Source organism: Pseudomonas sp. JUb52 (genome assembly GCF_004341115.1).
GTDB classification, from domain to species: Bacteria; Pseudomonadota; Gammaproteobacteria; order Pseudomonadales; family Pseudomonadaceae; genus Chryseomonas; species Chryseomonas oryzihabitans.
Genome location: NZ_SLYS01000025.1, coordinates 1 through 18,269 on the forward strand (window position 1 = coordinate 1; position 18,269 = coordinate 18,269).

The 18,269-nt window shown below is 60.5% G+C and carries 13 protein-coding genes and 1 pseudogene; 9 read left to right on the forward strand and 5 right to left on the reverse strand.

The genetic code is table 11. The annotated features are described in order from the left end of the window. Positions 1 to 221: 221 nt before the first annotated feature. Together EC839_RS23450 and EC839_RS23455 are read right to left on the reverse strand one after the other, a co-directional pair. Positions 222 to 1,649, reverse strand: a complete 1,428-nt coding sequence (locus EC839_RS23450; RefSeq protein ID WP_169887035.1) for a heavy metal sensor histidine kinase — start codon at positions 1,647 to 1,649, stop codon at positions 222 to 224. 5 nt (positions 1,650 to 1,654) lie between these two features. Continuing rightward, positions 1,655 to 2,329, reverse strand: coding sequence for a heavy metal response regulator transcription factor (locus EC839_RS23455; protein WP_007162511.1), 675 nt, complete (start codon positions 2,327 to 2,329; stop codon positions 1,655 to 1,657). Between the two features lie 265 nt (positions 2,330 to 2,594). Here EC839_RS23455 and EC839_RS23460 point away from each other — a divergent pair, with 265 nt between their 5' ends. The 4 genes from EC839_RS23460 to EC839_RS23475 all read left to right on the forward strand — a co-directional run bounded on the left by EC839_RS23460 (position 2,595) and on the right by EC839_RS23475 (position 8,567). Next, positions 2,595 to 3,803, forward strand: coding sequence for a TolC family protein (locus tag EC839_RS23460; RefSeq protein WP_007162512.1), 1,209 nt, complete (start codon positions 2,595 to 2,597; stop codon positions 3,801 to 3,803). A gap of 47 nt (positions 3,804 to 3,850) precedes the next feature. Beyond that, positions 3,851 to 5,119: an efflux RND transporter periplasmic adaptor subunit gene (locus tag EC839_RS23465; RefSeq protein ID WP_371099833.1), complete on the forward strand. Its 1,269-nt coding sequence runs from the start codon at positions 3,851 to 3,853 to the stop codon at positions 5,117 to 5,119. Positions 5,120 to 5,128: 9 nt separating this feature from the next. Beyond that, positions 5,129 to 8,266, forward strand: a complete 3,138-nt coding sequence (locus EC839_RS23470; RefSeq protein ID WP_007162515.1) for an efflux RND transporter permease subunit — start codon at positions 5,129 to 5,131, stop codon at positions 8,264 to 8,266. Between the two features lie 91 nt (positions 8,267 to 8,357). After that, positions 8,358 to 8,567: a hypothetical protein gene (locus EC839_RS23475; RefSeq protein WP_017642849.1), complete on the forward strand. Its 210-nt coding sequence runs from the start codon at positions 8,358 to 8,360 to the stop codon at positions 8,565 to 8,567. Positions 8,568 to 9,056: 489 nt separating this feature from the next. Here the strand turns inward: EC839_RS23475 and EC839_RS23480 are convergent, their stop codons facing one another. The 3 genes from EC839_RS23480 to EC839_RS23490 form a co-directional block, all read right to left on the reverse strand. After that, positions 9,057 to 9,287: a hypothetical protein gene (locus tag EC839_RS23480; RefSeq protein WP_017642850.1), complete on the reverse strand. Its 231-nt coding sequence runs from the start codon at positions 9,285 to 9,287 to the stop codon at positions 9,057 to 9,059. Positions 9,288 to 9,335: 48 nt separating this feature from the next. Then, positions 9,336 to 9,623 (reverse strand): hypothetical protein, encoded by a 288-nt coding sequence (locus tag EC839_RS23485; protein ID WP_017642851.1) that lies wholly within the window; start codon positions 9,621 to 9,623, stop codon positions 9,336 to 9,338. A gap of 219 nt (positions 9,624 to 9,842) precedes the next feature. After that, on the reverse strand, positions 9,843 to 10,082 hold the full coding sequence (locus tag EC839_RS23490) for a hypothetical protein (protein ID WP_017642852.1): 240 nt from the start codon (positions 10,080 to 10,082) through the stop codon (positions 9,843 to 9,845). On the opposite strand from EC839_RS23490, the gene EC839_RS23495 reads away from it, so the two are divergent. The 5 genes and pseudogenes from EC839_RS23495 (at position 10,074) to EC839_RS23515 (ending at position 18,154) form a co-directional block, all read left to right on the forward strand. Continuing rightward, positions 10,074 to 12,347 (forward strand): helicase associated domain-containing protein, encoded by a 2,274-nt coding sequence (locus tag EC839_RS23495; RefSeq protein ID WP_017642853.1) that lies wholly within the window; start codon positions 10,074 to 10,076, stop codon positions 12,345 to 12,347. The genes EC839_RS23490 and EC839_RS23495 overlap by 9 nt on opposite strands. 995 nt (positions 12,348 to 13,342) lie before the next feature. Continuing rightward, entirely contained in the window at positions 13,343 to 13,972 is a 630-nt protein-coding gene (locus tag EC839_RS23500; protein ID WP_026084058.1) for a ParA family protein, read from the forward strand. A 955-nt stretch (positions 13,973 to 14,927) separates the two neighbouring features. Further along, positions 14,928 to 15,244, forward strand: a pseudogene (locus tag EC839_RS23505) (2OG-Fe(II) oxygenase family protein); the annotation flags it as partial. Continuing rightward, positions 15,244 to 15,630 (forward strand): VOC family protein, encoded by a 387-nt coding sequence (locus EC839_RS23510; protein WP_007163057.1) that lies wholly within the window; start codon positions 15,244 to 15,246, stop codon positions 15,628 to 15,630. The pseudogene EC839_RS23505 and the gene EC839_RS23510, both read left to right, overlap by 1 nt. A gap of 1,660 nt (positions 15,631 to 17,290) precedes the next feature. Further along, entirely contained in the window at positions 17,291 to 18,154 is an 864-nt protein-coding gene (locus tag EC839_RS23515) for a replication initiation protein (protein WP_017642855.1), read from the forward strand. The last annotated feature ends 115 nt before the right edge of the window (positions 18,155 to 18,269 follow it).

The following is an 18,269-nucleotide window of genomic DNA, read 5'->3' on the forward strand; positions in this document are numbered from 1 at the left end:
CTGCTCAAAAATTGAGCAGAAGCAGTTGAACACCTGGGTCAGTTTTCAGTCGGCAGAACAGCCTCTACTGGGTCAGTTTTCGGTCAGCGGCAACAACGTTGTAGTTCGTCTGCAGAAAGACGCTGGTCGGGAAGTCCTGCATATGCAGCCCTGTCTATAACAGCTCCGGGTTAGTTATTGACATGTCTACGCTGCCATATCGACCAGCATCGTGCTCACACCTATCTATTGGTGGGGGAACAAAGCGCTTCCGCTTCGCCTTGTTCATCAAAGTTGGTTACGGGCGTAATTGCTGGAGGAAATGTCAGCGTGAAGCGCGTCATTCCATTATGAGATTCGGCCTGCACCAGGCCCCGGTGAGAAATCATAATCGCGCGGACGATCGCCAACCCTAATCCACTGCCGCCTGTAGGTTGATCGCCAGCCCGGTAAAAGCGATTGAAGACATTCGATAACTCATCCGGATCTATGGGAGATCCTTGGTTTATCACAGCTGCCCATCCACCACCTTCCTCTTGCGCGCCAAGCTCTACTATCACAGCCGTTCTTGGATAAGCGTGGCGAATAGCGTTTGATAGCAGGTTCGATAGCGCACGCTGGATCATCAACTTGTCGCCCTCGACTTGAAGCTGTCCTTTGACTACTAGCTCTATTTCGCGCGCTTCGGCATAAGCCTCAAACAGGCTACAGACCTTAAGTGTCTCTTGCTCGACGGCCACTTGGCTCAGTGAGGTTAGCGGTTCGTGGCTGTCCAGACGCGCGAGGAGGAGCATGTCCGCGACAATACGGCTCAAGCGGTCCAGTTCGTCTAGGGAGTCCTCCAAGGCCTTTTGATACGTGGCCTCGTCACGCTTCCGGCTAAGTACCATCTGCGTTCGACCTATGAGGATCCCGAGCGGGGCGCGCAATTCATGGGCAACGTCGTCTGCAAAGCGGTCTAGTTGCTGCACGCCCGTATTGAGGCGCTCCAACATCGTGTTCAGCGCGATGGCTAGATCAGCTACTTCTGCAGGCAGATTGGTGTCATCCACTCGCAATGTCAGCTGCCGGGTAGTAATCGCACGGGCAGTACGGCGGAAGTGGCGTAACGGCGCAAGGCCCTGATAACCCGTCCACCACGCCGCGGCGCCAATCAGCAGTAGCAGAATCGGCAGACTTATCAAGGCTGCACGTAGGAAAGCATCCAACAAAAATCTATCACTGCTGCGGTCCTGGCTGAGCAGTAGCTGTAGTGGAGGCAGCGATGGGATGGTCAGGCTAGTCCGGATAGTTAATAGATCGTGGCCGTCATCAGAATGCCAGGCCAACGTCTGGGCGTCTGGCCAACGGCCCGGCCGTAGCTCATCGGCATAGGCATGGGAGCCAAGCCCATACAGGGGTGTGTCCTCTTCCGCCGAAAGCACGGTGACCGACAGCTCATCGTGGCCGAGCAGAGCGTCAGCTAGTACGTGCTGCCAAGGCGCTTTGGTAGGATTTGCAGGACGCTCTTCCAGGCTGTGCTGGATCTGCCCTAATTTGGCTTGCAGCTGGTCAACAGCACGCTTATCAAGCTCCCGCTCTAGAACGCTGTACACCATAACGACCAAGATGATAGCCAGCAGCAAGCCCACGCTCGTGACGATCATCCCCAGGCGCAGGGCGAGGCTCATGGGTCTCATGAACGGCGCTCCATCACGTAGCCAACGCCTCGTACTGTATGGATAAGCGCCTCCCCGAAGGGCTCATCGACCTTCATCCGCAAGCGTCGAACGGCGACTTCCACCACATTGGTGTCACAGTCGAAATTCATGTCCCAAACGCGCGAGATGATCTCGGTGCGGGAGAGCACTTCGCCCTGGCGTTGCATGAGCAGGTGAAGCAGCGCGAATTCCTTGCTGGTCAAGTCGATGCGCTGGTCCCCGCGAAACGCACGATGGCGAAAGGGATGCAGCTCAAGATCGGCCAGGTGCAGGGTATCACTGACCACTCGCGTTTCGCCGCGTCTGAGCAACGCGCGGATGCGGGCGAGCAACTCCGGAAACTCGAACGGCTTGGTCAGATAGTCGTCAGCGCCGGCGTCCAGTCCTCGGACGCGCTCGCTGGTTCGGCTCTGGCCCGTTAGGAGCATCACGCGGGTCTGCTTGCGTCGCCGCAGCAATTCCAGGACCTCCAGACCGTCCATAGTCGGCAGATTAATGTCCAGCAGGATCAGGTCGTAATCCTGCTGCAGAGCCAGATGCAGACCATCAATCCCGGTCGCGGCGCGATCAACCACATAGCCATTCTCCGTGAGGCCTTGCTGCAGATAATCCGCGGCGCGGGCTTCGTCTTCCACTATCAGTAAGCGCATCGTCTGTATCAGTCGTGTCGAGGATGTTGCGGAGGCTGAAGCCTGTAGCCGCTAGAGAGTCAAGCGATCAAGCGTGCCGGTATACCTGGACGGCGGCAACTTCCTTACAGCTTTGTAATGTTGGCGTCACCGGAGCGATAGGTGGCGCTCCCTAGAGTCGGCTCCGCTATCACGCGACGATCTCTTCGAACGTCGCGCCTTCTGCACAGGAGTCGCTGCAGTGCCGTTATCCCTTCCATGTCGATATCCCGCCCCATGGCGCCTGATGGGTCTGGCGCTGGGGCTAGGTCTGCTGCTCGCCGGCGGACCGGTCCAGGCCTCATCGCTGACCCTGGAGCAGGCGCTGGCCCAGGCCCTGCGCGACAATCCCGACTACCTGGCGGCCCGCCAGGAGACCGCCGCGGCCGCAGGTGCACGGCAGCAGGCAGGCCTCCTGCCCAACCCGGAACTCGCCTTCGAGGTCGAGGACACGCGCTCTGCCAGTCAGACGCGCAGTCTCACGCTCACCCAGCCCTTTGAACTGGGTGGCAAGCGCGCCGCCCGGGTGGCGGTGGCCGAGGCCAACGCTGGCGTGGTCAATGCGGACCTCGAGGCGCGACGCTATGCCCTCCGGGCGGACGTCATCCAGAGTTTTTACGAGTTGTTACTGGCCGCTGAAGGGGTGCGGCTCGCCGAGCAATCGCAGGCACTGGCACAGCGCAGCCTGGACAGCTCAGGGGCGCAAATTCGAGCGGGCAAGATTTCACCGGTATCGGGTACCCGCGCGGAGGTAGAACAGGTCACCCAGCGGCTGGAGCTGAGACGCGCACTGCAGCAGCGTGACAACGCGCGGGTGAGTCTTGCCCGCCAATTGGGTGTCTCCGTGACAGAGCTCGGTGAGCCGGTCGGTGACCTGGATCGTCTGCCCGCACCTCCCGGCGAAGCCCTACTGCTGCAGGCGATCCGCCAGACACCGGCGATGCTCAAGGCGCGGCGGCAGGTAGCCGCCGGGGATGCCGACGTCGATCTGCAGCGCAGCCAGCGCTATCCGGACGTGCGGGTGAGCCTGGGCAGCCAATACGACGAGCTCGAGGGGGAGCGGGTCAATCTGGTGGGCTTCTCGCTCCCGCTACCGCTCTTCGATCGCAACCAGGGCAACCTGCTCGCCGCGTCCAGTCGCGCTGACCAGGCCCGGGATCTACAGCGAGCGACCGAGCTGCAGATCCAGGCCGAAACCCTGCAGGCACTGCGCGACTGGCGTAGTGCATCAGCTGACGTCGACGACTTGCGCAACCGGGTTTTGCCGGCGGGCCAGCGTACGGTCGATGACCTAACTCGCGGCTTCTCGCTGGGACGTTTTGCCCAGCTGGATGTGCTGGAAGCCCAGCGCGCCCTCATTGCCGCTAGGGGGCAGTACCTGCTCTCTCAACGTGCGCAGATCAATGCCTGGGCCCGCCTCGAACGCCTCCACGGCCCGCTCTTCACCTCCCCATGACGCTACAGATCCCGGTAATAAATCGGGTGCGGAGTTCTTGCATGACCATGACTTCATTCAGGCCGAGACTGCTGCGGCCGCTGCTGATTGCAGTAATTGGCGGTGGGCTGCCATTCAGTACCATTCAGGCGGGTACCGGTCACGACCACCCCGAACCCGCTGCCCCCCTAACGAAATCGGCAGATGCCAAGGCTGAGGCGACCCAGCCTCGCCCTGATCTGGACGAAGGCAAAGACGGCCATGACGCGAACGAGGGCGCCCATGGCGACGGCGAAGAGACGCATGCCGAAGGCGAAGTCGAGCTGAGCGCAGAGCAGATTCGAGCAGCCGGCATCGAAACCCAGGTGGTCACGCCGGTGAGCGTTGGCGCCTCTTTGAGTCTTCCGGGCGAGATTCGCTTCGATGAAGATCGTACCGCTCACGTGGTGTCCCGTACGCCCGGCGTCGTCGAGGAGGTGAAGGCGAATCTTGGAGACCGGGTGCGCAAGGGACAGGTGCTAGCAGTCATTGCCAGCGAGCAGCTTTCCGAGGTGCGCAGCGAGCTGGCGACCGCGCAGCAGCGGCTGCAACTGGCGCGCACCCTGTATGCCCGCGAGCAGAACCTCTGGCAGGAGCGGATCAGCGCCGAGCAGGATCTACTGCAGGCGCGGCAGACACTGCAGGAAGCCGAGATTGCTGTACGCAACGCCCGTCAAAAAGCACAGGCCTTGGGTGGAGCAGCCTCCGCTCAGGGCGGCAGTCGCTACCAGCTGCGCGCGCCCTTCGACGGCGTGGTGGTGGAGAAGCACCTGGTCCTGGGTGAGCGGGTGGACGAAGCCAGCAACCTCTTCACGCTCACCGACCTGTCCCGCGTCTGGGCCACGTTCGCCGTTCCTGCGCGTGACCTCGATCGAGTCACCGTTGGCCGAAAGGTGGAGGTACTCGCGGGTGAGCTGGATAGCCGCACCGAGGGCACCGTGGCGCATGTTGGCAATCTGCTGGGCGAACAGACCCGGGCGGCGACCGCGCGCGTCACCCTAGCCAATCCGGCGGGCGCCTGGCGCCCGGGTCTGTTCGTTACGGTGCGGCTCGATGACGAGCGACAGGCCAAGGTACTTGGCGTGCCCAATGGCGCCGTGCATGTCGTGGAGGATCGCACCGTGGTGTTCGTCCGGACGGCAGACGGCTTTCAGGCGACACCCGTGGTCACCGGGGTCCGGGACGGTGAGCGCACAGAGATTCGTCAGGGCTTGAGCGCCGGCCAGGTAGTGGCCGACCGCGGCAGCTTCATTCTCAAGTCGGAACTGGGCAAGGGCTCGGCCGAGCACTCCCACTAAGGGCGCATCATGTTCGAACGTATTCTTCGCTTCGCCATTGAGCAGCGCTGGTTGGTGCTGCTTGCCACGCTCGGCATCGCTGCACTCGGGATCTACAGCTATCGCCACCTGCCCATCGATGCGGTGCCGGACATCACCAACGTCCAGGTGCAGATCAATGCAGAAGTACCGGGCGCCTCGCCGCTGGAGGTCGAGCAGCGGGTCACCTATCCGCTGGAAACAGCCATGGCCGGCCTGCCGGGACTGGACCGGACCCGTTCGTTGTCGCGTTCGGGCTTTGCCCAGATCAGCGTCATTTTCGCCGATGGGACGGATCTGTACTTCGCTCGCCAGCAGGTGAGCGAGCGCCTCCAGGGTGCGCGCGAAGCCCTGCCAGAGGGTGTGGAGGTCAACCTGGGTCCGCTGTCCACGGGGCTTGGGGAAATCTTCCTCTGGACGGTGAAGGCCGCGCCCCAGGCGCGCCGCGCTGACGGCGAAGCCTATACGCTCACCGATCTGCGGGAGATCCAGGACTGGATCGTCAAACCCCAGTTGCGCACCGTGCCCGGGGTGGCGGAAGTCAACACCATTGGCGGCTATGCCAAGGAGTATCAGATCGCGCCCGATCCCAAACGGCTGGCAGGCTATCGCATCACCCTAGAGCAATTGGCGATGGCGCTCGAGCGGAACAACGCCAATGTCGGCGCCGGTTTCATCGAGCGCGCCGGGGAGCAGCTGGTGATTCGGGTACCGGGGCAGCTCGCCTCCGTCGAGGATATCGCCACCATCGTGCTCGCTACCGTGGACGGTACTCCGGTACGGATCCGGGATGTGGCCACGGTCGGGGTCGGGCAGGAGTCACGCTCCGGAGCAGCTACCGAAAATGGCGAAGAGGCGGTGCTTGGCACCGTCTTCATGCGGGTGGGTGAGAACAGCCGCGAGGTGGCCCTGGCAGTGGCCGAGCGCCTGGCGCAGATCAACCGCAACCTGCCGGAAGGCGTGCAGGCGGTCGCCGTGTACGACCGCACCACGCTAGTGGACAAGGCGATCGCTACGGTACGCAAGAATCTTGTGGAGGGTGCGCTGCTGGTCATCGCCGTGCTCTTCGTCTTCCTCGGCAATCTGCGCGCGGCGCTGATCACCGCGCTGGTGATCCCGCTGTCGATGCTCTTCACCTTCAGCGGCATGGCCGCGAATCGGGTCAGCGCCAACTTGATGAGTCTGGGTGCGCTCGACTTCGGCATCATCGTCGATGGCGCCGTGGTGATCGTGGAGAATGCCATTCGCCGGCTGGCTCATGCCCAGGAACGGCACGGTCGGGCGCTCGATCGCCGGGAGCGCTTCCAGGAAGTGTTCGCCGCCGCCCGCGAGGCGCGGAGACCCCTCATCTTCGGGCAGCTGATCATCATGGTGGTCTATCTGCCGGTGTTCGCCCTGACGGGTGTGGAAGGCAAGATGTTCCATCCCATGGCCTTTACCGTGGTGATCGCCTTGGTGGGCGCCATGCTGCTGTCCATCACCTTCGTCCCTGCGGCCGTGGCGCTGTTCGTCACGGGTCGCGTGCAGGAAAAGGACAATCGACTGATGAGCGCGGCGCGGCGCGGCTATGCCGTCGCGCTGGATGCAGCCATGCGCCGGCGGCCACTGGTGTTCGCCGGCGCTGGCCTGAGCGTGGTGCTGACGGTGCTGCTGGCGCTGCGCCTGGGCAGTGAATTCGTACCCAGCTTGAGCGAGGGTGATTTCGCGCTGCAGGCGCTAAGGGTGCCCGGTACCGGCCTGGGGCAATCGGTGGATATGCAGCAACGCCTGGAGCGCTCCATCCTGGATCAGGTACCCGAGGTGGAGCGGGTATTCGCGAGGACCGGCACCGCCGAGATCGCCGCGGATCCGATGCCGCCGAACATCTCCGACAGCTATGTGATGCTCAAGCCGCAGGCGCAGTGGCCTGATCCAGGCAAGTCTCGCGAGCAGCTGATGGCTGAGCTGGAAGCAGCGGCTGCGCGTGTACCCGGTAGCAATTACGAGCTGTCGCAACCGATCCAGCTGAGGTTCAACGAGTTGATTTCCGGGGTGCGCAGCGATGTGGCGGTCAAGGTCTTCGGCGATGACATGGCGGTGCTGAACAAGACCGCTGCGGACATCGCCAGGGTGTTGCAGAAGGTCACCGGCGCTGCCGAGGTGAAGGTGGAGCAGACCAGTGGGCTGCCGCTGCTGAGTGTGCAGATCGATCGTGAGCGAGCCGCACGCTACGGCCTCAATGTCGGCGACATCCAGGATGTGATTGCCACGGCGCTCGGCGGACGCAAGGCCGGCACGCTCTTCGAGGGCGATCGCCGCTTCGATCTGATGATCCGCCTCCCGGAAACCCTGCGCAGCGATCCGGCGGTGCTGGCGCGGTTGCCCATTCCATTGCCAGCGGTGGAAGGCCGCGTCGAGTTCATTCCCCTGGCCGATGTGGCGCGCCTGGAAACGGTGCTGGGGCCGAATCAGATCAGCCGAGAAGACGGCAAGCGCCTGGTGATCGTCAGTGCCAATGTGCGCGATCGGGACCTGGGTAGCTTCGTGGCGGATGCCACTGCCGCCATCACGGACCAGGTGCGAATTCCCGCAGGCTACTGGACCAGTTGGGGCGGCCAATTCGAGCAGTTGCAGGCCGCCGCCGCCCGCCTGCAACTCGTGGTGCCGGTGGCCTTGCTGCTGGTGTTCGTGCTGCTGTTCATGATGTTCGGCAATCTGCGCGACGGCCTCGTGGTCTTTACCGGCATTCCCTTCGCCTTGACGGGCGGGGTATTGGCGTTGTGGTTGCGGGACATTCCCTTGTCGATCTCGGCCGGTGTGGGCTTCATCGCACTGTCGGGCGTCGCAGTGCTCAATGGCTTGGTGATGGTCTCCTTCATCCGTGGCCTGCTGGAGGAGGGCAAGCCGCTGGATATCGCCGTGCGCGAGGGCGCGCTGGTCCGCCTGCGGCCGGTGCTGATGACTGCGCTGGTGGCCTCGTTGGGCTTCATTCCCATGGCCTTGGCCACCGGCACCGGGGCGGAGGTACAACGCCCGCTAGCGACCGTGGTGATCGGCGGCATCCTGTCCTCCACTGCCCTGACACTGCTGGTCTTGCCTGCGCTCTACCACAGCGTCCTGCGCCGTCGCGAACAGCCCCCGGCAGGATGACAGGATTGTAATGCGCGGCTCATCCTGGCGTTAGCCGCGCCCCTCTAGAGTGGCTCTCATACCCACGCTGCACTCTAGAAGGAGAAACACCATGACGTTCCTTAAAATTGCCCTGTTTGCCGCCACCCTCGCCGTTGCGAACCTCAGCTATGCCGCAGACGGCAGCGAGCGCTCGATCTCGCACAACCAAGATTTCCGCGATAGCCAGGCGGCGCTCCAGGAGCATCGAGAGATGCATGAAACGCTGGCACAGGAAGGGCGTCAGCCAGATAAAGCATCCAACGTCAAAGCGACCAACTGAGACTACGCATCTGTTTGGCCGTAGACGATCGATGCCGCGCATCTGAGGCTCGAACAGAAAGCGCCATGTGGCGCTTTCTGCATACCTAAAAATATACTGCCCTGGAAAAACAGCTTCACCGGCACCACTTGCCCCCCTTTTGCCCGCGCTCCACCTCCCTACCCAGTCGCCCCGCGCGCGCGACAGTAGGAAAAGGAAAACTCGAGCCAGAATCTAAAGCTTTAGAAAAAACCGCGGCCCAGCTCAACTTCGAACGCGGAGGTAGGCGAGGCGAATGTTTTAATTGCTTTCAGGCACTCATCTTCCCCTTGTAGCAAGTTGAGCAGCCCGAATCGAACACCACCTACCACCACCCAGCGCGTTGAACGTTGCTACCGTGACCTGCACAGTGGACGTTTGCGCCTGGGCACTTTCGTCAGCGGTCCACAACAAGATTACTGCGCCGGTGAGACAGACATTTCTACTTAGTCACCAGAGCGACATTTCTATTTAGCCTTGACACGCCTTGCGGCGGTACTGGGTCTTGAAGCACCCCAGCGCATCGGTGCCGAGCGCGGCCAGCTCGGCGTCCCTCACAGTCCGGCGCTCCAGCTGCCCTGCCGCCTCCAGGCGCTCGCAGCGGTAGGAGGGCCTATTGATCGACGCGTGCCGGACGTCGAACCAGCCCTCTTGGGGCAGGTTTTTCAGCGCGGCCAGGTCGGCAGCGGTCAACGGTTTCATGGGGACTCCTGCCGGCTGCGCCGGGGTTGGGTGGGTGGTGGAGAGGGTTCAGCCTTCGCGCAGGGGGAGCATCAGCTGGACCTCCTGACTCTCGATGCCGAGCAGCAACATGCGGGTCTCGGTGGTCATTCCGGAATTGTTGTCGTAGGCCAATTTCACCAACGTCTCCAGGGCCACGGAATTGTCCACGAACGTCTCCGCATCCTCGTCCGTAGCGGTGCCCTGCAGGCGCTTATCGCGGTATCGCTCGGCGACGATCAGACAGTCTTGGGCCATCTGCAGGATGGTTTTTTCGAGCTGTGGAATATCCACGATTGCGGCGGTAGTGGTGCCCATGGCTAGATCCTCGCCGGCAGCGCCGGGGTGGTGGTGGGGAGGGTTCTGAAATCTGGTCAGCCGCATTCGGCGCGTACCAGGTGGGCAAATCGGTTAAAGACGTGCGCGCTCTCTATTTCACAGATACCCGCTACCCGCGCGCGCTCGGCTTTCTCGGCCTTGTTCAGGCCGCCGCCGGGCAGGGCCTTGTGGTAGCTCTTTGCATCTCCTGGATTACGCTCACTCGTAGGATTTTAGCAGTCGGGACAAGCCCTCGGGTTCTATCCCCCATCCCTCCCCCAGCGTGAAAGTCGGGCGACCGTGAAAACGATCAACCTTGCCCATGCTGACACTCATGGCTTCACCGGTGACTCCATGGAAATCGCTAGAGTCGTCATAGTCGACGGAGATCTCCGCGTCGTATCGCTGGAGGAGGTCTCGTAGTTCGGTGAGGAATGCAATCCGTGTGGTGTGATCCATCAGTTCGACTCCTGTACCCTCGCCCTGGGCCTGCTGCCCGGCTTTGCCTTTGACCTGGGGATCCTCGACGAGGCGCACAAGACAGCCGGCGCCGCCGGCCGGCGCAACAGCTTCGCGCTGAACGATCACCCTACCCTGCGCATCGACAGGCGCCTTTTCCTCACTGCGACGCCGTTGGCCATCGCTGAGGAGGAAGGCCCCGCCTGTACCGGGCCCACCTACTCCATGACGGACGAGGCCGTCTTCGGTCCCGTCGCCTACGAGCTCAGCTACTCCGCCGCTGTCGCCGCGGGAATCATCTGCGATTTTCGCGTCATCATTTCCGTGGAGGAAGCGGACGACGAGCAGCTCGCCGAAGCGCTGGACGATGAGGAGCGCCGCTACGCGGTGCATGCCCAGGAGTTGCTGCGGGCGATGACCGACGTCGGCGCCCGCAAAGCCTTCGCCTTCTACTCGCGGATCTCGCAGTCGAAGCGCTTCGCGACGGCGCTGCGGGAAGCCGTCGGCGAGGGCGAGTTCTGGGCGCGCCACATCGATGGCTCGTTCCCCTCGTGGCAGCGCACGCGGTTGCTGCACCAGTACGGCCGGGCCCCGCGCGCAGCGCTGTCGTGCGCACGCTGCCTGGCTGAGGGGGTAGACGTGCCGGATACCGATCTGGTCGCCTTCATGCACCGGCGGGAAAGCCACGTCGACATCGTCCAGGCACTCGGCCGCGCCGTGCGCAAGGCGCCGGGCAAGCGCTACGGCTATGTCCTGATACCCCTGCGCCTGAAGCGGAGCTCCGGCGAGTCCCTCATCCAGGCCGTGGCGCGCAGCGACATGTCCACGGTCTGGCGGACCCTGGCGGCGCTTGCCGAGCAGGACGACGCCATGCTCAACGAGGTGCAGCGCGCCGCGGTGGACCAGGGCGAAACCGGACAGCCCGCCTCCCCCGACTGGTTCAACAAGCTGCACGTCATCGCGCCTGCTGGCCGTCCCGACGCCGGCGCCTGGGCCGCCAGCCTCAAGGCTGTGCTTTCAACGGAGCTCGTTGGGCGGATCGCCGGCAGCTGGCCGCACTTTTACGGGCTCCTGCGCGCGTTCGTGACTGACCGCGGCCACGCCCGGGTCGCGCGCAGCTATCGCACACCGGGTGGGCACACCCTGGGCGCCTGGTGCTCACGCCAGCGCGCGCTCCACCGGCTAGGCCGGCTTGCGCCTAACCGTGCCGAGCAGCTGGAGGCCATCGGTTTCGAGTTCGATCCGCGAGAGCATGCCTGGGAGCGAGGGTACGAAGCCTTGCGCAGCTATCTGGCTGACACTGGATCGCCCTCCCCCGCCGTCGACGTCGTCACCGCAGACGGGCTCGCCCTGGGCCACTGGTGCAGCGAGCAGCGCAAGGCCTATCGCCTCGGCCGGCTGGCGCCGCGGAAGAAGCAGCTGCTTGAGGCCCTGGGCTTCATCCTGAGCCCCTTCGACGACGCCTGGGAGAAACGGTATCAGGCGCTGGTGGCGTTCAAGGAGGAGCATGGCCACCTGCGCGTTGCTCAGCGCCAGGTGCTGGTAGACGGTACGGATCTGGCCGACTGGTGCCGGAACCAACGCAGCCGTCAGATCGACCTGTCCAGGCGTGATCGGCTGGCCGCCCTAGGCTTCGACTTCGACGCTGGCGTGCTGGATGCCCGCTGGGAAGCCGCCTATACCGCGCTGGAGGAATTTGGCGCACGGCAAGGCCATGTGAATGTGCCGCTAGACTTCGTGCTGCCTGATGGGACAGCGCTCGGTACCTGGGTAGGGAATCAGCGCGCGCGCTACCGCGACGGCCAAATGGAGCAGCAGCGAATTGAGCTTCTGAACCAGCTGGGTTTTGTGTGGGAGATGTTCGGTGCGGCCTTCGACCAAGGCCTACGGCACCTGGAGCAGTTCAAGGCCGCACATGGCCACTGCAATGTACCGATCGCCTACATGACCATCGACGGTTACAAGCTCGGCAGGTGGTGCTCCAACCAGCGCACGCGGCTGAAGGACAAACCGGACGATCCGGATCACGGCAGGCTGCTGGCCGCTGGATTTTCCTTCGATCCTGCGGAAGCTGCATGGCAGCAGCACTATGCAGCGCTCCAAGACTACCTGGCCGCTAATGCCGGCGGCTCAGTACCGGTGAAACACGTGACCGCCGACAGGCTGCGACTGGGCTCGTGGGTATCCCGACAGAAAACCCTGCTGAAGGCCGGCAAGCTGGCCGATGCGAAGCAAGCCGCGCTGCGCGGATTGGGCGTTTTCTAGTAGTAGCCTTAGCAGCGAGATAGCTCACACCTGCCGGCAGCCTTTTATGGCTCACGTTTAAAGGTAGAACGCTGGAGCTCCCGAATGGCCTCACCAATACCGTATCCGCGGTCGTGTACGCACTTACGCACTTACGCACTTACGTATGCATGCGCTTACCAGCATAGGGATGGCCTCGCTTTCAAAATTTCAACAGCCGAGGTACACGCCCTGACGTGTGCAGATCATTTTCTAACAGGAGCCGTGGCTTCCAGCAAATCCGGGATTCACGTGCGATCTCAGATGCGTAGCGCTTAAGTGCGTACCTGCCTAAGCACGCACTTAAGCATTTAAGTGAGCATCTAGCTCATTTCGATAATGGAGTGTTGATGCCGCTGCCAAGGGCACACGCTATCCCCGAGTGATTACCCAAGCACCCAAGCACCCAAGCACCCAAGCACCCAAGCACCCAAGCACCCAAGCACCCAAGCACCCAAGCTTGTGCAGTGGTCGCCATTCTTGCAAGCGTATTGACCACCCGCCTCTATGAGAACGACGAACGTGCCCCCCCGCAGCAATCCCGGTGCAGGCACCGTTACCAAGAGGCGCCCTAACGATGCTCGTTATGGCTTACATCTACCAAGCCTCACCAGTCAGCTACTTCCGACTTCCGCCCTAAAATACCGCTTCTGGCACAGATGCTTAAATAAGCAAATGCTTGGTTACGCAATCAGAGGGCATCGATACGGGGGGCGTCATAGCTGATTTGCTCCAAGCGCCCAAGCGCCTACATAGAAATCGCCAGAGAGCACATGGGTATTTAAGCATTTAAGCGTTTAAGCGTTTAAGCGCATGAGCGCGCAAGCGCTTACCTACGCACGGATATGCTTGAGCGTGCGAGCATGCAAACGTATACTCAGGTAATCTACTTGCATGAACGCTTGCGTAAGCACGTACGTAAGCAAATGAGCAAACACGCGCCTAAGCGGGCGGGCGCGTACTTAAGGAGATCTCTGGTGAAAACAGTGGTGATTGCGTCGAGGAAAGGCGGTGTTGGTAAGACCACTACGACGGAAGTCCTGGGAGTGGAGCTGGCCCGCCGTGGAAATCGGGTAATGCTGATAGATACGGATCCGCAAGGCAGCCTTACCGAATGGTGGCAAGAGCGTGAAATTGAAGAGCCGCAAATGTCAAACGTCCCATACGAGAGCTTAGGGGCGGCACTCAGCGTGCTGGAAGGGGAGGGGTATAACTACGTCCTCATTGACACACCTCCTGAGTCTAACGACGTTATCACTGCGACTGTAAAATTCGCTGACCTCGTGATCATTCCCGTCAAAGCAGGCCCACACGATTTGCGTGCAGTAAGGCAGACGCTGACGTTGGTGAAGGATGAGAACAAGCCCTTTGTGTTCCTTCTGAACGAAGTGACGCTCAACACGAACATTACTAAAGACGTGATGGTGGCCCTGTCTCAGCACGGCAAGCTTTGCCCACCGATGCCGCGCCGAACCATCATGGTCGAAGCCGGTATTGACGGTAGGGTACCGCAGGAGCTTCGACCAAGCTGCTCGGCAGCGCGGGACATCAGAAAGCTGTGCGACTACATTTTGGAAGAGTTAGAATCCCAGCAAGCACGTGCTTAAGTGCTTGCTCACGCACTTAAGCACGTGCGCACATGTTTAAGTATTTGCAAAGAAGGTAAGACCCAATGGCTCGCACTCCTCGAGATCTCGGCTCAATGCTCAACACCTCCAAAGCGGCGGAGCCTGTTACATCTGCAGCTCCGTCAGTACCCAGCGTTACTCAGAGCAACCCGGTGGCTATACAGCATACGACAGAGGACGCTGCTCCAGCAGCGAAAGCTGGGCAAAACAGAACGCTCAGCGTGAAGTGCGATGCTGACCGATACAGGAAACTTCAGTTGGCGCGTATCGACCTAGGGCTGACCGGCCAGGACATCTTCATCGAAGCTTTCGATCTTTGGTGCGAGAAATACGGGCGATAGACCGCATGTTGCCTGAAGGCGATGTCTGGCATGCGATATCTCATCGCTTCTGCCAGACATCATGAAATAGGTCAGCTCAAGCTGATGCATATCCTCAGCGCCGACACCTTCAGTCACAGCGGTGAGCGTCTCAAGCTTGTTGGCCGTGGTAGTCTGATAGCTTCGTAAGACGTGATTCACCAACCGGTGTGTCTAGCGCTAGCCAGCAGCCACATTTAGGATCCCATCCTCATAGCCCCCCAGGACTGGTTCTGATAGGTGTATTGCGATTCGCTGCTAGCGTTCCGCGCGCTACTGCGGCACGAGATCATCAAAACCGCTAAAACCCTGATGGAAAGCTGGTATTCGTGATAGGCGAGGGCGGGGCTACTGTGCATTGTGGCTAATTAGCTGCGTGACGCATCCATCAGGTACTGATCGAACAGATCTGGTCGTTACTTGCTAAACCTATAACGTCGCGCACCTCAGCTAGCCAACCTGGTCGTGCCAGCTTTTCTTGGATACGTGCAAAGCTACCGAGACCTCGATCAGTGAGGTACCTCAGTGCCCTAGGATCAATATTCGGTACTTAGCACAATGCCGACGGCGAGTAAGTGGACGTGCCCAAGGTGTCGTGCAGCTTCGTGGTCAACATCGGCGACCTGATGATGCAGTGGACCAACGACCGCTGGGTCTCAACCCTGCACCGGGTGGTGAATCCACCGGCGGATGCGGTTGCGACACCCGCCGCCAGTCCCTGGTGTTCTTCCATCAGCCCAACTACGACACCCTCATCGAATGCCTGCCCGGTTGCGCCACGCCCGGCACGCCGCCGCGTCATGCGCCCATCACCTCGGGCGACCACCTGAGATCCAAGTTCGTCAAGCAGACCACCTTTGGCGGTACTCAGACCGGCGTGCGGGTGGCCTGATGCCGAGTCTTTCCTACGTCAACGTCTTCGCCCAGGACGTGGTGGCCCTGAGCGGCTTCTACCAGCGGGTGTTCGGCTTCCCGGAGATCGAGGCGATCCGCTCGCCGATCTTTCGCGGCCTGGACACCGGCAAGACCGCCATCGGCTTCAATGCGCCGGAAGCCTATGAACTGCTGGGGCTGGGCGAATTCGCCGGCAGTGAAGGCTGCCGCTTCCTGCTCAACCTGGAGGTGGACAGCCGCGCCGAGGTGGATCTTCTGGTGCCAGTGGCCGAGGCCGCCGGTGCGCGCCTGGTGAAGGCGCCCTACGAAACCTACTACTACTGGTACCAGGCGGTGCTGCTGGACCCGGAAGGCAACGCGTTCCGCATCGACCACATGTTGTAGACAAGATTAAGGACGAGATGATGCTGAGCAGGGCTGTATGCCTGTGACATCAATGAATTTGGTGATCGGTGCCCTTGAGCAGAAGGTGATCACGTGCCATCTGGGAAGCTTGCTGTTTTGTGTGTGGGGCAACGTCGACTTTAGAACCGGGCGCATAGCGCTAGTACGGCGCTCTTTTAGGTGTATTCCCATCCGGATTACAGCGTTTAGGTAGTTGATCTAGGGTCTTAACAAGGTCTCGATGGTTTGCAAAGCCGGTTGGATCCCCTGGACCTGCTGTCGACGAATATCTCGTTTGGCTGCCATCCGGTGGAATGGGTAGGTGCGCAGACGACGTACACGACGGTCACCACACAGGCTACGGTCCCTCAGCCGTGATCTGTAGTCGATTGCATATCACTGTCTATGCCAAGGCGAGCTTATCCACAGCGGCTAGCCCTTTAAGAGCTTTTTAGATCTTTATTTCTTGTTTTTCTCTTGTTTTTAAGACGCTGGAAGCCGCGCCGGCAAAGGGTTCCAAGGGGGGTATCGACTACAGAATCCGGTAATGCGACTAGGCATTACGGCTGACGCGACTACGAATTCCGGGTCGGTCGACTACAGATTCCGGCAGTCACGACTACGGATGCCGGCTGTTATCCACTGGTGAGCAGTACCACCTGCTACAAATTGCGGCTGTCCAGATGCACAGCGCTAGCACGAAGGCGATAAAACGCGGGTTAAGTTCGCTCCTCCTCGAGGCGTTCAATGTGAAAACCGCAAGAAAAACCTTATAAGTTTCTGATTTTAAACGATAAAATCTGAAATCATGCCTGTCCGAGGCGCGCTTGTAGGTTGCACCTGCCATCCTCATCAAATGCTTCGTACCAATGGCGAGACAATGCGTCCATCATGTCTAGCGACTACAAATTCCGGTAGTCATCGCGGCAATACTTCTCGGTCAACGACTACAGATTACGGCTTAGCCGTCCTCTAACCTGCTGAAACGACTACAGATTCCGGTATCCCATACCGCTGGATCGAGTAGCCCTCCACCTCACGACTACAAATTACGGCACCAAACAGACGCTTAGAGAGCAAAAAATCGTTTTGCTCGGCTGATCGACTACGGATTACGGCTGTTTAAGGGCTGACCCATCCTAATGACTACAGATTGCGGCATAGGCGCAGCTAGGCGCCTACTCCGCGGTTCGAGCACGGTCACCGCCCAGATGATACGACTACAGATTACGGTACCCGGCCGCTCAGACCCATCAGTGCGAGCCTTGAACACGTGTCGACCATGCAATGCGACTACAGATTACGGTAGTGGAGCGGTCAGACCCGCCATGCCGCACCAATGGGATTTCTCAGGTGGGTGTTGCGACTACAAATTACGGTACAAACGCCTCTCAGCAGGCCTCTCGGTAGCACGCTACGCTCGCTCAGATCGATCCGACTACAAATTACGGTACTCGCGTGTCCGCTCGGACGATGTTTTACTACTTGCCAATGCGTCTCTTCGAGACGACTACAACTTGACTCTGCCTGATCGCCAAGGCAGTTGATTGTCGCGCGGAAAGCGCGCCGTGCGGGCTTTTGACTCTTTTTTCGCTTGACCCGGTATCGACTACAGGGACGGGCGCTAGCAGGGTTTAAAGGCTTTCTACCAGGTCCCTCCATGTCAAAGGTATCCACCTCCGTTCCTGATCAGGCTGACCCTCGGCCGATTCGGGTAACGAAGTCAAATACGCTCATCACAGCGTCGTATCGGCTTACCCTCAACGAGCAGAGGCTGATTTTGGCTGCGATAAGCCAAATCGATCCTCGGAAAGGGATGCCGAAGAAAATTTCTGTGTCCGCGCTGCTCTATTCAGAGATATACGGTGTGCAGCTTCGTCATGCCTACGAGCAGATGAAGGAGACGGCCGACGTTCTGTTTGAGCGCGAGGTGAAGACCTTCGATGGGTCTGCAGTGGAACGCAAGCGCTGGGTCGATGCTGCGCGCTACATCGCTGGCGAGGGGAGGGTGGAGCTGTCCTTCACGATCCACGTTATGCCGTACCTATCCCGGCTTCACACCAAGCTCACCAGCTATGACCTGCGCCGAGTCGCACGTCTCGACTCTACTCACTCGTTTCGGCTCTTTGAGATGCTCATGCAGTTCAAGAAAACCGGATGGGCATACATCGAGATCGAGACACTCAGGACCGCTTTAGGGCTTTCTGATGCCTACCAGCGCTTCAACAATCTCCGCCAGCGCGTGATTGATCCTGCTGTGGAAGAGCTGCGTACCAAGAGTAGATTGGATGTCACCTACGAGCTAAAGCGTGAGGCGAGAAGAGTCGTCGCGATCAAATTCATGTTCAAAGATCTTGCCCAGCAACTGCCGCTAAACCTAGGTGACGAGGAGCTTGTACCCCTGACCGAAATTGACCTGCCAGAGGATCCTAGTCTCCTACTGGCGTCCGCTTTCGAGGACTTGAGTGAGGACGATCCGAACTTCACTTTTCCTATCGAGGTAGATGAGTCTGGTCACCAATGATGATAGTGCCTGTGGCGTATTGAATCGCCCCAGCTTTCCTAGACACTCTCCAAGCTCTGGAAATAGCGCTTTTCAAACTCCACTGGCGATAGCTGCATAGCGCTGCTGTGCCGTC

Excerpts from the sequence above, each read along its gene's own strand:
- EC839_RS23450 (WP_169887035.1), bottom strand. The coding sequence starts at position 1,649 with ATGAGCCTCGCCCTGCGCCTGGGGATGATCGTCACGAGCGTGGGCTTG.
- EC839_RS23455 (WP_007162511.1), bottom strand. The coding sequence starts at position 2,329 with ATGCGCTTACTGATAGTGGAAGACGAAGCCCGCGCCGCGGATTATCTG.
- EC839_RS23460 (WP_007162512.1), top strand. The coding sequence starts at position 2,595 with ATGGGTCTGGCGCTGGGGCTAGGTCTGCTGCTCGCCGGCGGACCGGTC.
- EC839_RS23465 (WP_371099833.1), top strand. The coding sequence starts at position 3,851 with ATGACTTCATTCAGGCCGAGACTGCTGCGGCCGCTGCTGATTGCAGTA.
- EC839_RS23470 (WP_007162515.1), top strand. The coding sequence starts at position 5,129 with ATGTTCGAACGTATTCTTCGCTTCGCCATTGAGCAGCGCTGGTTGGTG.
- EC839_RS23475 (WP_017642849.1), top strand. The coding sequence starts at position 8,358 with ATGACGTTCCTTAAAATTGCCCTGTTTGCCGCCACCCTCGCCGTTGCG.
- EC839_RS23480 (WP_017642850.1), bottom strand. The coding sequence starts at position 9,287 with ATGAAACCGTTGACCGCTGCCGACCTGGCCGCGCTGAAAAACCTGCCC.
- EC839_RS23485 (WP_017642851.1), bottom strand. The coding sequence starts at position 9,623 with ATGGGCACCACTACCGCCGCAATCGTGGATATTCCACAGCTCGAAAAA.
- EC839_RS23490 (WP_017642852.1), bottom strand. The coding sequence starts at position 10,082 with ATGGATCACACCACACGGATTGCATTCCTCACCGAACTACGAGACCTC.
- EC839_RS23510 (WP_007163057.1), top strand. The coding sequence starts at position 15,244 with ATGCCGAGTCTTTCCTACGTCAACGTCTTCGCCCAGGACGTGGTGGCC.
- EC839_RS23515 (WP_017642855.1), top strand. The coding sequence starts at position 17,291 with ATGTCAAAGGTATCCACCTCCGTTCCTGATCAGGCTGACCCTCGGCCG.